Raw genomic sequence first — 14,140 nt, forward strand, 5'->3', positions numbered from 1 at the left:
ATAGCTTTGCAACTATGAAACAAGCCATTATCGACTTAGGTACCAACACATTTCATCTGTTAATCGTTGAAAAATCCGGTTCGGCCTATACAACCCTGTTTCGGGAAAGCCATCCCGCTAAAATCGGGCAAGCGGGTATCAATCAGGGGTTCATCACCGAAGACGGCATTGGCCGGGCGCTGGGCGTGCTGGCCTACTTTCGGCAAGTGATCGATCAGTATGGAGTTGATCCCGGCCAGGTCATTGCGACGGGTACGAGTGCCATTCGTGTTGCCCGCAATCAGACGGAGTTCATTGACCGGGTTCGCGAGGCAACCGGTATTCCAATTACCGTTATCTCGGGCGAACAGGAGGCCGAGTATATTTATCGGGGCGTTCGGGCAGCCGGCGCGCTGGACGAGGCTACCTCGCTGGTCGTTGATATTGGGGGCGGTAGCGTTGAATTTATCCTGGGCAATCAATCGCGGACGTTCTGGAAACAAAGTTTTGAGATTGGCGGGCAGCGTCTCCGCGAACGCTTTATGACGACTGACCCCATCAGCTCGGGCAGTCTTCGCCGACTCCACGACTATTTTCAGGAACGGCTGCTGCCCCTGGCTAATGCCATTCATCAGTATCAGCCAACTATTCTGGTGGGTTCATCGGGGTCGTTCGATACATTGGTCGATATGTGGTTTATGCACGAATACGGCCATTTACCCAATCCGGCGCACACGTCGTTTACGTTGCCCGTATCCGAATTTTATCGAGCCTACGCCCTGCTTATCAGCCGTAACCATGCCGACCGGATGCAGATTCCTGGTATGATCGAACTGCGCGTCGATATGATTGTGGTAGCCGTTTGCCTGATCGATTATGTATTGAAAACGTATGGCATTTCGCAGATCAGAACCTCTACCTATTCCCTGAAAGAAGGCGTGCTGGCGTCACTTTTTGCGTAAGCAGACCAGATACAAGACTAGTTTAGCAGGAAATAAACCCTCTCGCAAGCACGGGTAAGTTTGGCCATCTGTGCGCTTTTACGTCCTGGTTTAGTTACCCATTATCTGTTAGTCCGTTGAGGAAATGAAAGCCGACACAAACGAACGCTCGTCTTACAGCAATTTACTTTATACAGCCCTCATCATTTCAGCCGTAGCCGTAGCGCTCGCGTTTCCGGGACCATTTACCAGAGTAGGCGATTTTCCACTGAAAAAATTAATTGTGCCACTGCTCCAGATCATTATGCTGGGGATGGGCACAACCATGTCGATCAGGGATTTTGAGGGTGTCATTAAGCAGCCCCGGGCGGTATTGGTCGGTGTATCGTGTCATTTTCTTATTATGCCTCTGCTGGGTTTTACGCTGGCTAACGTCTTCCATTTTCCACCCGAAATTGCAGCCGGTGTTGTACTGATTGGCTGTTCGCCCAGCGGTCTGGCCTCCAACGTCATGTGCTTCATTGCCAAAGCAAACGTACCCCTGTCCATCACCGTAACCACTTTATCGACGTTGCTGGCCCCGTTCCTGATGCCTGCCCTGATGACGCTGCTGGCCGGCCAGTTTATTGAGATTTCGTTCTGGAAAATGATGGTCGAGATTATGGAAATCGTCATTTTGCCGGTTATCATCGGGCTGGCGCTGAACCGCATTTTTCATAAATCGGCCATTCTCCTGAACCGGGTTATGCCCCTCATCTCAATGGCCGGTATTGTCCTGATTGTCGCCATCATTACGGCCGCCGGGCGAGATAGTTTACTGACAGTAGGCTGGACATTAGCACTTTGCGTTCTGATTCACAACCTGACGGGTTTCATATTAGGCTACTGGAGCGCCCGACTATTCGGAATGGATGAGCAGAGTTGCCGTACGGTAGCCATTGAGGTCGGCCTACAAAACGGCGGTCTGGCATCAGGTATTGCCGTCCAGATGGGTAAAGTAGCGACCGTAGGCCTCGCTCCTGCTCTGTTTGGTCCCATTATGAACACAACAGGTTCGCTGCTGGCCACCTATTGGAGCCAGCACCCGCCCAAAGAAGTATTGTTGGCAGAACCGGATAAGTCGGTCGTCTTGCCGTAGCCATCTGGTCAACATTGGCGTATATTATGGCAACCGAACATCACCTTACCGTTCAGCGAACGGCCCGTTACTACATGCTCGGCGAGCTGAACACGGCAACAACACACGTCTGGTTTTGCCTGCATGGCTTTGGTCAACTGGCCCTGTATTTCAGCCGGAAATTTGTCGATCTGGTCGATGGCAAAACATGTATTGTGGTACCAGAAGGTTTGTCCCGCTCCTACCTCGATGGTACCTATAATCGGGTCGGGGCATCATGGCTCACTCGGGAAGATAAGGAGCACGAAATCAGTGACTTCCTGGCCTATCTGAATACCCTGTATACTACTGTGCTAAACGAAAAAGACCGTTCGAGCCTTCATATTACGGTGCTGGGTTTTTCGCAGGGTGCGGCCGTTGCCTGCCGCTGGCTAAACCTGGCCCAGTCCATTCAGGCAGACCGGCTGATTTTGTGGGCAGGCTACTTCCCGAATGGGCTGACTGAACTGATCGATCCAGCCAGACTAGCAACCATCGAAACCCATTATGTTTTCGGCCAGCAGGATGAATACATCTCCCGGATGGATGATGCACAGGGCTACCTGGACCGTATACAGGCCGATGTGCCAACGATGAAACTAACGGCGTTTGAAGGCGGACACAAGGTAGAGCCCAGGGTATTAACTCAACTGATTGGGCTGGGTATTTAGTCCTTTTTCTATCCTTATCTAAACCAACTTACACGGGCAGATAGATACTGAACGTGGCCCCATTGCCGGGTCTGCTTCTAGCCGTGATCGCTCCTCCGTGGTTGGTCACTACCTTCTGGCAGATGGCTAATCCTACCCCTGTACCGGCAAATTCGCCCCGCCCGTGCAGGCGCTGGAAAACCTGAAAAATACGATCGGCGTATTTCTCATCGAAGCCAATGCCATTGTCCGCAACCTCTATGACATGATAGGCCACTGCCTGCCGAGTAGGCTTCACCCCATTCGGCAAGTCCTGGGCCTGCACAACCATTGCACTGACCTCGATTCGGGGAGGAACATCCGGCCGCCGGAATTTGAGTGCGTTTGAGAAAAGATTCTGGAGCAACTGGCCTAGTTGCGATATATCGCCAAATACAGTCGGTAAGGGATCTATCTGGACGTCCGCTCCCGTTTCGTCAATGGCCACCGACAGGTTATCCAGTGCTTCGCTGACAACCCGCGAGAGTGACACGCGTGCGGCTGGTGCAGGGCTCGTCGAAATGCGCGAGAAAGTCAGCAGGTCCTTTATTAACAGCGACATACGGCTGGCCGCAACCTGCATCCGCTCCAGATAAACGAGCTCGTCGCCGGATGATGCTGCATAGCGCGTTTTGAGCAGATCGCTGAACTGCTGAATCTTCCGCAAAGGCTCCTGCAAATCATGACTGGCAATGTAAGCAAACTGCTCCAGGTTCTGGTTAGACCGGGTAAGGTGTTGATTGGACTCGGCCAGCTCTTCATTGGCTTCCGTCAGTTCCTCATTGGTAGCTGCTAACTCTTCATTAGTGGCTGCCAGTTCCTCAATGGTAGCCGCCAATTCTTCATTCGTTATTTCCAGTTCTTCGGTACGTTCTCGAACCTGCTGCTCCAACGCCAGCTGCACTCTGCGTTGTTCGGTAACGTCCTGCGCATTACCGCTTAACATGACCGGAATTCCCTTCTCATCGTACAGCAATTGAGCCTGTGCATGAATAAGACGCTCCTGCCCCGTCAGTCGGTTAATGATTAAATGCTCATTTTCATAACGCCCGCTCGAACCGGGCCGAATGGCCGCGCCGATGGCGTCGGCAACCGATTGTCGGTATTCGACCGGCAGTGGATTAAAGGCATCATCCAGGGTCTTGGTGTCACTGGAAAAGCCCAGCCACTCCATGAACCGCTTCGAATACGTGAAGGTATTTGTCTCAATATTCAGGCTCCAGGTCGCCAGCTCAGCAAGTTCAATTGCGCCCCGGAGGCTTTCTTCCGTATTGATCAGTTTACGATTTGCCAATACCTGTTCGGTCACATCAACCGCCATATTCAGAATGGCGTACACATTCCCCTGTTCATTGGTAAGGGGCTGGTAGGTAAACGTAAACCAAAAGCTTTGCAAACGACCCTCTACGACGAGGTACACTTCCTGCTCGCTGGTTTCATAAGCAACATTCGTATCATAAACCTGCTCCAGCAAGCCGATGAAAGGTTGCCCTTCCAGCTCCGGCAGCGCTTCGGCCAGTTTCATACCAACAACCGCTGGCGTTTTTCCCCACACTTTGATAATGGCATCATTAGCCATGTCAATGATGAACTCCCGTGTTGTGTAAACACCAATGGCAAAGGGAGCTTCTTGAATCAAACCTCTAAACCGCTGTTCACTCAGTTCAATCCGTTGGCGAGCCAGTACATCCTCGGTCACATCCTGCGCAACACCCGAGAACCTGAACAGTTCACCAGCCGCATTAACGTAACCCTGCCCCATAAATCGAACCCAGCGCAGACGGCCATTATCGGCCCCAATCGTGCGGTATGTCACGTCCAGTTCACCGGTGCCTTGGGGGTCCATGGCGGATTGGACGGCCTTATCTACCCAATCCAGGTCATCGGGATGAAGATATCGGATGGTTTGCCTGTAAGGAACCTGATTGCTGAGAGTCATGCCGTACAGCTCCTGACAGCGCTTGTCCCAATGGATGATAAACGTTGCCGGATCTATCTCCCAAACACCAAGACGTGCTGCTTTTAACGCAAAATTTACATCTAAACGCTCGCTGAGTGCCTTATCCTGATCAAGTGGCTTTTGCTCGCCGGTCATAGATGAAGAAATTAATGTTGCCAATATAGTAACGTCCTGGTGTAGTTTTGGGTTTCGGGGTTCTTTCATTTAGACAGAAAGGCTTTATTCCGCGAGATTCGGTTTCGGCCCTACTGGGCAGGGCAACAAAAAACCAGACCCCTTTTGGAATCTGGTTTTGCTGTCAATGCAAACTCAATGATCAGGAAACGCTAGTGTGGTTATGGGCAACCCGACACAAGTGGAACAACGTTTATCTACTTAACTTAGTCATTTTCAGGAAAAACTGCGTATTGTAGCGCCCGCAGCGCAGCTGTTACATCAGGATCCATTTACAGATATAGCCCAGTATGGTTAACCCGGCAATGGCACCGGCCGAGAACAGCCAGTTTTCTTTTCGCGTCAGGCTGTACATCGTGTGATTGTTATCATCGATTCCCAGAAAATCTCTGCCTAACAACAAATGAGCGGCTGGTTCTTCCATAGAGAGTGATGAATATTCTTTCTGACTCATGGCCAATGAGTTATCCAGAATACGACTATTTACACGTTGATTGTCCGATATAACGACAGTCGACAAAGCAGGGCGAAGGGTTGAGATAACAGGGTTCATGCGTGTATGTTTATGCCTTAGTGAATGGTGGTTTGTGCCAGCGATTTATGATTCAAATTTGGCAAATAATGAGCCTTTGATCTCTCATATTTCGATGAACTGTCGATTTCTCCGGTTTTTTGGTAAGAAAACCAAGAAACAGCTTTGTCAACCGGTTTGTAGCACTCTCTCCGAAGTAGTCTGTCGGCGCTTTATCACCTATCTCAGGTATAAAAAACGAACGAGAAGACGCTGATATTTTATAAATAAAACAAAACCGACTCTGGAAGTCGGTGTACATTAACTAAAAAGCCCTGACCGATGGCCAAGGCTTTCAACACTTATAAGATAGTAGGAAGGGGTGGCGACTTCAAAGCGGTCGGCTTTTCGAGCGCGTTCAGCCCATTAATTGACTTGTGTTTGATTCCTGCTGATGACGTGCCCAAATCAAATCCCGCTTTTTCTGGAAAAACATAGACACTTCTTGTGACTCCCGTGATTCAGCGGCCAGTATGGCCATTTGCTCGCCATGGCTCAGCGTACCCGCCTGGCTCCGAATGTGTTGATAGTTTTCCCGGATCTGCTCTATTGCCTGACTTTCGAGCGTGTAATGTTGTTTCCACTCCTGAACATGCCGTTGTAGAAGTTGTGCCCAGGTTAGCGTAGCATTTGCAGGGCCTGGAACAATGGAAGACACATTTTTCTCAATAGTCTGCTGCCGATAGGCATCCAGTAACTGGTTAAACGTATCAGTAGTCATATTTACTTGGTAGTAATTCAATAAACCCTACTGTAGATAGATAGGCTTCACCTTTTGCTTGTCCGTAACAAAGTTACAAAACAAAGATACGATTTTCCAGAGATTGACTAAACGGTACGCTTTTTGCTCTACGTCAGTTCCCTTTCGGAAAATATCTATTTAACACATTAGGCAGCTTATTGCTTTCCTCTCACCGCATCAGTATCGTTTAGCGAGGTTATTTATAGGTTTTTTGGTTACTATAAAGTCATTTTTATTAATAATAAGCATATAAAATTCAACTATAGTCTATTTTTTGTACCTGTAGTTTATGTCCGATTTCGGCGCTAAAAGCGGCTGGAATGTATGGGCAGTTGGTAAATTCTACACCAGGAAGCGGGGAAAAGTAGGTAGGATTCTGTTAGTGAAAAAGGCTTAGAAAGAATTAGCGCAGGAAATTCCCGCGCTAATTGCCCAATTCATTCTTTTTAATTTTACCTACAAACTAACTAAAATTTAAATGAACTGTACACTTATAGCTAAATTATTCCTGTGTCGGAGCGCATTTCGACCATCTACTGGTCTCCCCGCTTCGTTATGGTCTGAACAACTTTCCCGTTTTCGACCAGTTTGGTTTTCAATACAGTCTGCTTGGGTATCATGACCAACAGGACTGGATTTACAGATTCAGGTAAAGGCGCGTTGGTCAAGGTAGTATCAGCAACGCGTATGTAGCGGACGGTTAGTGTTGAGTCCTGAACGAATAGTCTACTCACCGACAGTTTAGGTGGCTTCTTTGTCGAAGGGAGGACGATACCAATGCCCATTTCCTTGTCGAAGTTCGGAGCATCACGCTTTCGCGACGATCCGCTGCCCGTTAATTGAAAAACCTGGCTGAAGGTATCGGCTTGCTCAAAGACAAAAAGTGTGGGCTTCCCTTTAGCAACGGGGGCGTCGGTGCTGAGTGCATAGCCGGTCAATAAACGATAGGTCAGGTTGACTTGGGCGAGGACGAACAAACTGGAAAACAGACCGATAGAAACAAGAAAGGGAGTGCGTAAACGACGCTTAAGTGATGAAAAAGAGGGCATGATCAAACAAAAACAAAATGATAACCGTACTTGGTTAACGTCTGATCAGTCCGTTCGGTGTATAAACGGGCAGAAAAAAGCGCCCGGCTCACGGCCAATTCGCCCAAGCCGGCTAATTCTCTTTAACCTCCGAATGAAGCGGATTCTGGACGGTCATGCCGGCCACATTGAAGCATGAGTTTAGATCGTCGCTTTTGCACTCGAACAAATCGAACAATTCGATACCCTTGTCCAGCCGTTCGAAGTAAAGGACAAAAGGCACTCGTTCGTCGTTTTTGATTTCACGACTATCCGGCGACATGGGGATGCCTTCCGTTTTTACTAACGCGTACGTTCGTTTACCATCTGCCGAAGCCAGTACTGCTTTGGGGTTGAAGGAAATGTTGCTGGTGCCGTAATAATTGCTGTATCGGTCGTCCTTGTTTTTGCCGAATGTCATGTACAGTACCGTGTAGCTGGCCGTCAGTCGAATATCCGTCACACGAATGTCGGGGTCCTGCGCATGGCCGAGTCCCCCTTGTGGATCAGGATAGAGACGGGGCATCCCGGCTGATACCGACTGGTTGGGCTGGTAATATTCGGCACCATCGGCGGGGGCATTTACGGCCGATGGCCGGGTCGATGTGCAGGCGGAGACCAACAAGAAGAGGACGACAAGGGCTTTCATACACGTAAATTACATGCTTTCGTCCGAATAACCAACACCTTAGCTCGTCTGTTTTTCAAATACACCCGCCGATAGCGTATCCCATATTTTATCGTATACAGCGGTGGCTGTCAGGGTTTTGCCTACATTCTGACTGCTCACAAAAACGGGATGGTATTCGGAAGCGGTCCCGATTCGGCCGTGCGATCCTTTCACGAGCGTGGCATCCAGCGAGATCACATTCATCAGGTACCGGAACCCGAGCAGTTTACGGCCCAGTTTGTACCCCGCTTTTAGTTTAATCAGCGGATTCGTCTGGTCCATAAACATCTCGACGGGATCATAGCCGGGTTTCTGGTGGATTGCTACCAGTCGGGCAAAGTCGGGAGCGCGGGCATCATCAAGCCAGTAATAATACGTAAACCAGCTGTCGGCATCGGCTACAACAACGAGGTCACCGGAGCGTTCGTGATCAATGTGATACTGCTTCTGCTGCTCCTTATCCAGCACGAGGTCAATGCCAGGCGTTTTCTCCAGCAACGACCGGACTTTCTCAAAAACCGACGGGTCGTTAATGTACACATGAGCAATCTGGTGATCGGGCGTTGCGAAGGCGGGCGAAGCACCCCCATCGAACAACTCCAGTCCGCGCTCTTCACGGTAGCGAATCATACCGGCCTCGCGCAGAATCCGGTTGATATGAATGGGCTTACTTACGTTCGTTATGCCATACTCTGATAGCACGATGATTTCGGCGTTCTGCTTCTCGTAGTACTGGATCAGATCCCGGCAAACGTCGTCGATCTCCCGTAAGTCGTTGGCAATTTTTGAAAAATCCTGACCGAACTTTTGCAGACAGTAATCAAGGTGGGGCAGATAAATCAGCGTCAGGGTCGGGTTGTGCCATTTATCCACCAGCATAGATGCATCGGCAATCCAGCGCGTACTTTTGATCGTCGTAGCCGGTCCCCAGAACTGAAAAAGTGGAAACGTGCCTAATTCTTTGGTCAGCCGGTCGCGCAGATCGCCGGGCTGGGTATAGCAATCCGGTAACTTCATACCATCTGACGGGTACTGAGGACGGGGCGTTGCCGAATAATCGGCGGACGAATACATGTTGTACCACCAGAACATTTTCGATACCGTAAACGTAGGATCCAGCTTTTTGGCCCGTTCCCAGATTTTTTCCCCGGCAACGAGTTTGTTGGACTGCTTCCAGAATTTCACTTCCGAATCCGTCCGATCGTACCAGCCGTTGCCAACAATGCCTGTTTCGCTGGGCCATTTACCGGTTACATACGTAGACTGTACCGACGTTGTAACGGCGGGAAGCATCGGATCAATGGTAGCCTGGTGCTTTCCGGCGAACCATTGTTTCAGAAAAGGCGTGTGTTCGCCGATCAGCGAATACGACAGGCCCACAACGTCGAGTACGACAGTCTTTTTCATTTTTTATTCCTTAGATGGACAATGCCTGATTTTTACTGGCCAGAACCCACTGGATCTCGCGTTCGATGGAGTCGACCAGATCCAGTTTGAGGGGTGAGGGCAATACGTCCCACGTATAGGTTTCCACTTCCAGCTGATTGGTAAAGGGCCGGGTTGCCAGTAGATCGAGAACAACCCGAATATCGTCCTGCGTCGACCGCAACACCCCATAATCGTCAACAAAAATGGGCACATGAAAATGAGCCCGCCATTCAGCGTGGGTATCATCAAAAGCAGCCAGCGCGTTGGGTAAATCGGGGAAACGCAGTAACTCGCCCGACTTCGTTCTCGCCACAACCTGATGCAGGTAGGTGGGCTCGTCGAACCGGGCAAATGCCTGCCGGACTGCTTCACGTTCTTCGGCTCCATCAGGAAACTCAGCCTTTAACGCTGCGCTGATCTGAATTTTACCGACCCGTAAGCCATACTTTTTGAGTTTGTCCAATACCTCGACCGGCCTTTCGTAACCCACCGCAAAGTGGCACACATCGTAACACAGGCGAACGTGTTCGCAAATGGCAGCCTCGGCTTCTTCGTCAGTCAGCCCGAACTGGTCGCTCAACTGTTCAATTCCCATCGGCAGCAGGTAATCCGTGAACCAGCTGATAAACTCGTCGGCCGTTTCAATAACGCCATCCGGTTCGGGTTCCAAATCGAGGTGCATGAGCCGGTCGGTTTGTTTTCTCAGCCGAATCAGTTCAGCCACCACCTCCAGTACGTTCTGGGTTGTCTGCGAAAAGATATAGTCGCGGGCGGCCGGTTGCTCCCATTCAAACCAGTGCCGATACGACAGGGGCGACGTAGAGACACCACCCTGAATGGGGTTTCCCAACTCATCGACGGGCAGCAGCACCGACAGAATGCGAAACAGCCGGTTGCTGTACTCAACCCGGGCCTCGGTTGTCCAGTCGGGCGCATGCACCTGATCTTTCACAACCGTATCATGAAACCCCCCGAACGGAAAGCCATTCATCGTAAAGACATAGCAGTCGTTCTGGGCCAGCCAGTGCTGAAAAGCAACCAGGTTTTCGGGAATTTCCAGTTCTTCACTTGCCATGTTCGACAGGCGAAGGCCTAAGCCAAACGCCTGGTCGGGCGATAAGCGTTTTTTTACGTCGGGGATAACCCGCTGCAACACCGCAAAATGATCCGTCCAGGTTTCGCCGGGATGAATATTGGTGCAATAGCCCACATGGCCAATAGCGTTCACGTTCATACGAGTTGTTCCTGCTGTTGCTGTTTCTTCAATGTTGCGATGGCCCGGCGAATACCGTCGGCGTCCATTTCGTGTACTTCTACACCTTGTCCGAGGCCTTTCAGCAGCATGATGGTCAGTTGTCCACCCAAATGTTCGCGAAATTCGGAGAGTCCTTTCAGTACCCCGGCGCTGTTATCGGCATCGAGCATGGGTTGGTAGAGCGCAAAGCCAAGGGTACGGAGTGTCGTCAGCACACGGTTTGTATCGGTTTCGGTAAGCCAGCCGAGTTGCTGTGAGTACAGGCTATCGAGCGCAATACCAATGGCAACCGCTTCGCCATGCCGAATCTCAAAATTGGTCAGTTGTTCTAACTTATGCGCGCTCCAGTGCCCAAAATCGAGCGGTCGGGAGGAGCCCATTTCAAACGGATCACCACCCGCAATGTGTTGCAGGTGCATCTCGGCGCACCGATGAACGAGGTACTGCATGGCCGTCATATCACGAGCGGCCAGTTCCTCGGCGTGCGCGTCAATCCAGTCGAAGAAAGTCTTATCCTTGATGAGGGCAACCTTAATGGCTTCAGAGATGCCCGCCCGCCAATCGCGGTCATCAAGTGTGGTTAGAAACTGGCTGTCGTTGAAGACGGCAATGGGCGGAACGAATGTGCCGAGGAAATTTTTCTTTCCCCGGTAGTTGACGCCATTTTTAACCCCTACCCCCGAGTCGTTCTGCGACAGTACCGTTGTTGGAATCCGAATGTGGCGAATGCCCCGGTGTGAGATAGCAGCCGCATAGCCGACCAGATCGAGCACCGACCCACCCCCAATAGCAGCCACGTACGAATGGCGATCGATACCATGCCGGTCTACCGCATCGACAATCTGTTCGACAAAGTCGGGATCATTTTTGGCAATTTCTCCCCCCGGAATAATCAGAAACTCGGCTACCAGATCGACCAGATCGGCGTGTTCTTTAAAATACGTTCGGATGTCATTCTGTACATCCGGTTGCGCATCGGCCACCCCGGAATCAATGACGAACAAAAGCTTCTTCCGGGCATCTGTAGTAACTTGCTGGCTGAAAAAATCGGCGAGTACTGGATTGGTACGATCGAAAAGACGTTCGGTAAAAAGGATACTGTACGAAAACCGAACGCTAAAAGTTTGATGCAAGTGATCCATGAAAGATGGAGCCAGTTGAGTAATACCGGCCCTATCCATCAAAAATACAATCAAATCGTTAATGGTTCCTTATTGCGTTGTTTCCACACAGGAAAATAGGTGTCAACGTGTATTTTTTACGTACTCATCACGTACGGATGTCACCTATAAATATAATACTCTGTATTTCACGGCTCCGTAAAGCCGCCAGTAAACCGACAGAAAGGGGGTTGCCATAACCGTAAGCGTAACGTGCTTAAAAATGAGCCAGGTTAAAGGTTTATTCGGTAAGTGATGCAATACCTGATCGGTCGATAAAATGACCCATATGCATAGCCCCATAATCGCTACGTTTGCCTGCCCGATGAGTAAACCTATCAGGCCAAACGCCAGGCTGATCACGGAAGCATAGTAGCTAATGATCTGCCGACGGTAGGTTGGGATGCGCTCCCTGAACAAATCAGGATGGCGTTTATACAGGAGTGCATCATAGCAGTTGTTGCGCTCATCCTGCAACAACTCATACCAGGGACATGGCCGAATTGGGTAAACGACAATGGCGTCGGGGCACTTTCGGATCGGAATGCCAAGCTGAATAAACTTGAATTGCAGATCACTGTCTTCGCGCCAGTCGGTATCGAAAGCTTCTTCAAAGCCGCCAACACGTTCCAGCGTCGATTTCCGGCAAAAGCAGTTGGAAGCCATAAACTCCGCCCGTTTCAGAAACGTCGCCGTACGGTCGAGGGGAGTTGGCTGGTTGGGTAAGTGTACCCGTAGCTGGCCGCTTAGCACCTGCGCTCCGCGCTGAAAGCAGGGTAAAGCCGCCGAAAGCCAGGCGGGTTCCGGCAAGCAATCGGCATCCGTAAATGCGATTACTCGTCCGCGAGCGGCCCGCCAGCCCCGATTGCGGGCAGCCGCCAGTCCGCGTTGTTCCGGCTGACCCAGGTAACGCACGTCGATGGGGGCTCCATCGCGGGCTATTTGTTTAGCAAAGAGCAGAACGGCCGTTTCCGTTTCGGACGAGTTTCGTTCATCGACCACAATGATCTCGAACCGGTCGTGCGGTAATCGTTGTCTGCCCAGCGCATCCAGGCATTTAAGAAGTAAAGCAGGTTGCTGATAGGTGGGGATGACAACCGAAAAGTCAGGTAGCATAGCAACGCGTATTGATTTCTGTTAGATAGAAAGAGAAAGGATTGAGTCAGCTAAACGGTCCTATACTTACCACGGGTTAGACCAAACGTTAACCGCCACTAAATCAACCTTTGCCCAGCTCGGCGCAAAAACCTGACCAAAATCGCTGATCGGCTATACTACGGGAAAATATTTTAGATAAATTTCAAAAAATGAGCAACTTATCGTGTACAGGCTGTTTATAATCGGCTTTCGGCAGCGGAATTATAGGCTATGGGCCATAAACCTGTTGCCCCCCGTTTATCTTTGTATGATCTTTTATTACATACCTTTCATATGTCTCGTATTGCCCTCATCACCGGTGCAACATCCGGCATTGGCCACGCTACCGCTAAAGCCTTTGCTGATCTCGATTATCAGTTAATTCTTTGTGGTCGTCGGCAGGACCGGTTAGACGAAATAGCCAGTCAGCTTGGTACACAGACGACGGTAACGACCCTTACGTTCGATGTACGCAACCGGACCGAAGTGGATGACGCAATAAGCACCTTGCCCGATGACTGGAAGGCTATTGATATTTTGGTGAACAATGCCGGTAACGCCCATGGGATGTCGCCGATTCAGGACGGTGACCCCGCCGACTGGGATCAGATGATTGATGGCAACGTACAGGGATTATTGTATGTATCGAAAGCCGTTGTTCCCGGCATGGTCGAGCGCCAGCGGGGGCACATTGTCAACCTGAGTTCGATTGCCGGAAAACAAACGTACGCCAATGGGGCGGTCTACTGCGCCAGCAAAGCAGCGATCGAGGCCCTGAGCACTGGTATGCGACTGGACCTGACCCAGCACGGCATTAAAGTAACCAACATTGCACCCGGTGCCGTCGAGACAGAATTTTCGGTTGTTCGATTTAAAGGCGATCAGGAACGGGCGGCCAAAGTGTACGAGGGCTATGCACCCTTAACCGCCGACGACATTGCGGATTCGATCGTCTATGCCGTGACGGCTCCGGCCAATGTCACCATTGCCGACATGACCATTCTGGCAGCCGCCCAGGCAGCCGCTACTACAATACACCGCCAATAGGCCGTAGTCAGGCTTTGGCATGGTATGATGGCGGTTCTAGTTACCAGCCTTGCACTATGTTAAAGCCTGCTATAAGCATTGCCTGGCTCCCTCTCCGAAGCGGGTAACTCGGCCAGACAAACGAATAATAACCGAGCAATTACGTTTTATTATTTCTTGATGGA

At 50.5% G+C, this 14,140-nt stretch carries 13 protein-coding genes; 4 read left to right on the forward strand and 9 right to left on the reverse strand.

Features of this window, described 5'->3' with window-relative positions; translation table 11 throughout:
* Positions 1-14 precede the first annotated feature (14 nt).
* The 3 genes from ACYU87_RS08190 (at position 15) to ACYU87_RS08200 (ending at position 2,747) form a co-directional block, all read left to right on the forward strand.
* Complete coding sequence (locus ACYU87_RS08190) at positions 15-941, forward strand: Ppx/GppA phosphatase family protein (protein WP_461133539.1); 927 nt, start codon at positions 15-17, stop codon at positions 939-941.
* 124 nt (positions 942-1,065) lie between these two features.
* On the forward strand, positions 1,066-2,058 hold the full coding sequence (locus ACYU87_RS08195) for a bile acid:sodium symporter family protein (protein ID WP_461133540.1): 993 nt from the start codon (positions 1,066-1,068) through the stop codon (positions 2,056-2,058).
* 26 nt (positions 2,059-2,084) lie between these two features.
* Positions 2,085-2,747: an alpha/beta hydrolase gene (locus ACYU87_RS08200; RefSeq protein WP_461133541.1), complete on the forward strand. Its 663-nt coding sequence runs from the start codon at positions 2,085-2,087 to the stop codon at positions 2,745-2,747.
* A gap of 28 nt (positions 2,748-2,775) precedes the next feature.
* On the opposite strand, the gene ACYU87_RS08205 is transcribed toward ACYU87_RS08200, so the two are convergent.
* From ACYU87_RS08205 to ACYU87_RS08245, 9 genes are all read right to left on the reverse strand, one after another.
* Positions 2,776-4,860, reverse strand: a complete 2,085-nt coding sequence (locus tag ACYU87_RS08205; RefSeq protein WP_461133542.1) for a PAS domain-containing sensor histidine kinase — start codon at positions 4,858-4,860, stop codon at positions 2,776-2,778.
* A 295-nt stretch (positions 4,861-5,155) separates the two neighbouring features.
* A complete protein-coding gene (locus ACYU87_RS08210; protein ID WP_461133543.1) occupies positions 5,156-5,452 on the reverse strand; it encodes a hypothetical protein in 297 nt (98 codons plus the stop codon).
* Positions 5,453-5,828: 376 nt separating this feature from the next.
* Positions 5,829-6,191 (reverse strand): hypothetical protein, encoded by a 363-nt coding sequence (locus ACYU87_RS08215; protein WP_461133544.1) that lies wholly within the window; start codon positions 6,189-6,191, stop codon positions 5,829-5,831.
* 554 nt (positions 6,192-6,745) lie between these two features.
* Positions 6,746-7,261 (reverse strand): hypothetical protein, encoded by a 516-nt coding sequence (locus tag ACYU87_RS08220; protein ID WP_461133545.1) that lies wholly within the window; start codon positions 7,259-7,261, stop codon positions 6,746-6,748.
* Positions 7,262-7,373: 112 nt separating this feature from the next.
* A complete protein-coding gene (locus ACYU87_RS08225; RefSeq protein ID WP_461133546.1) occupies positions 7,374-7,928 on the reverse strand; it encodes a hypothetical protein in 555 nt (184 codons plus the stop codon).
* A gap of 39 nt (positions 7,929-7,967) precedes the next feature.
* On the reverse strand, positions 7,968-9,356 hold the full coding sequence (locus ACYU87_RS08230) for an alkaline phosphatase family protein (RefSeq protein WP_461133547.1): 1,389 nt from the start codon (positions 9,354-9,356) through the stop codon (positions 7,968-7,970).
* Positions 9,357-9,366: 10 nt separating this feature from the next.
* Positions 9,367-10,611 (reverse strand): metabolite traffic protein EboE, encoded by a 1,245-nt coding sequence (eboE, locus tag ACYU87_RS08235; RefSeq protein WP_461133548.1) that lies wholly within the window; start codon positions 10,609-10,611, stop codon positions 9,367-9,369.
* Entirely contained in the window at positions 10,608-11,774 is a 1,167-nt protein-coding gene (locus tag ACYU87_RS08240) for a 3-dehydroquinate synthase (protein ID WP_461133549.1), read from the reverse strand. The genes eboE and ACYU87_RS08240 overlap by 4 nt, the downstream gene beginning before the upstream one ends.
* A gap of 144 nt (positions 11,775-11,918) precedes the next feature.
* Entirely contained in the window at positions 11,919-12,908 is a 990-nt protein-coding gene (locus ACYU87_RS08245; RefSeq protein WP_461133550.1) for a glycosyltransferase family 2 protein, read from the reverse strand.
* 315 nt (positions 12,909-13,223) lie between these two features.
* On the opposite strand from ACYU87_RS08245, the gene ACYU87_RS08250 reads away from it, so the two are divergent.
* The gene (locus ACYU87_RS08250) at positions 13,224-13,976 is read left to right on the forward strand and encodes an SDR family NAD(P)-dependent oxidoreductase (protein ID WP_461133551.1); all 753 of its coding nucleotides are present in this window, start codon (positions 13,224-13,226) and stop codon (positions 13,974-13,976) included.
* Positions 13,977-14,140: the final 164 nt, after the last annotated feature.

The sequence above is a fragment of the Spirosoma lituiforme genome (genome assembly GCF_054776635.1).

Coding starts and splice junctions, on each gene's coding strand:
- ACYU87_RS08190 (WP_461133539.1), top strand. CDS start 15: ATGAAACAAGCCATTATCGACTTAGGTACCAACACATTTCATCTGTTA.
- ACYU87_RS08195 (WP_461133540.1), top strand. CDS start 1,066: ATGAAAGCCGACACAAACGAACGCTCGTCTTACAGCAATTTACTTTAT.
- ACYU87_RS08200 (WP_461133541.1), top strand. CDS start 2,085: ATGGCAACCGAACATCACCTTACCGTTCAGCGAACGGCCCGTTACTAC.
- ACYU87_RS08205 (WP_461133542.1), bottom strand. CDS start 4,860: ATGACCGGCGAGCAAAAGCCACTTGATCAGGATAAGGCACTCAGCGAG.
- ACYU87_RS08210 (WP_461133543.1), bottom strand. CDS start 5,452: ATGAACCCTGTTATCTCAACCCTTCGCCCTGCTTTGTCGACTGTCGTT.
- ACYU87_RS08215 (WP_461133544.1), bottom strand. CDS start 6,191: ATGACTACTGATACGTTTAACCAGTTACTGGATGCCTATCGGCAGCAG.
- ACYU87_RS08220 (WP_461133545.1), bottom strand. CDS start 7,261: ATGCCCTCTTTTTCATCACTTAAGCGTCGTTTACGCACTCCCTTTCTT.
- ACYU87_RS08225 (WP_461133546.1), bottom strand. CDS start 7,928: ATGAAAGCCCTTGTCGTCCTCTTCTTGTTGGTCTCCGCCTGCACATCG.
- ACYU87_RS08230 (WP_461133547.1), bottom strand. CDS start 9,356: ATGAAAAAGACTGTCGTACTCGACGTTGTGGGCCTGTCGTATTCGCTG.
- eboE (WP_461133548.1), bottom strand. CDS start 10,611: ATGAACGTGAACGCTATTGGCCATGTGGGCTATTGCACCAATATTCAT.
- ACYU87_RS08240 (WP_461133549.1), bottom strand. CDS start 11,774: ATGGATCACTTGCATCAAACTTTTAGCGTTCGGTTTTCGTACAGTATC.
- ACYU87_RS08245 (WP_461133550.1), bottom strand. CDS start 12,908: ATGCTACCTGACTTTTCGGTTGTCATCCCCACCTATCAGCAACCTGCT.
- ACYU87_RS08250 (WP_461133551.1), top strand. CDS start 13,224: ATGTCTCGTATTGCCCTCATCACCGGTGCAACATCCGGCATTGGCCAC.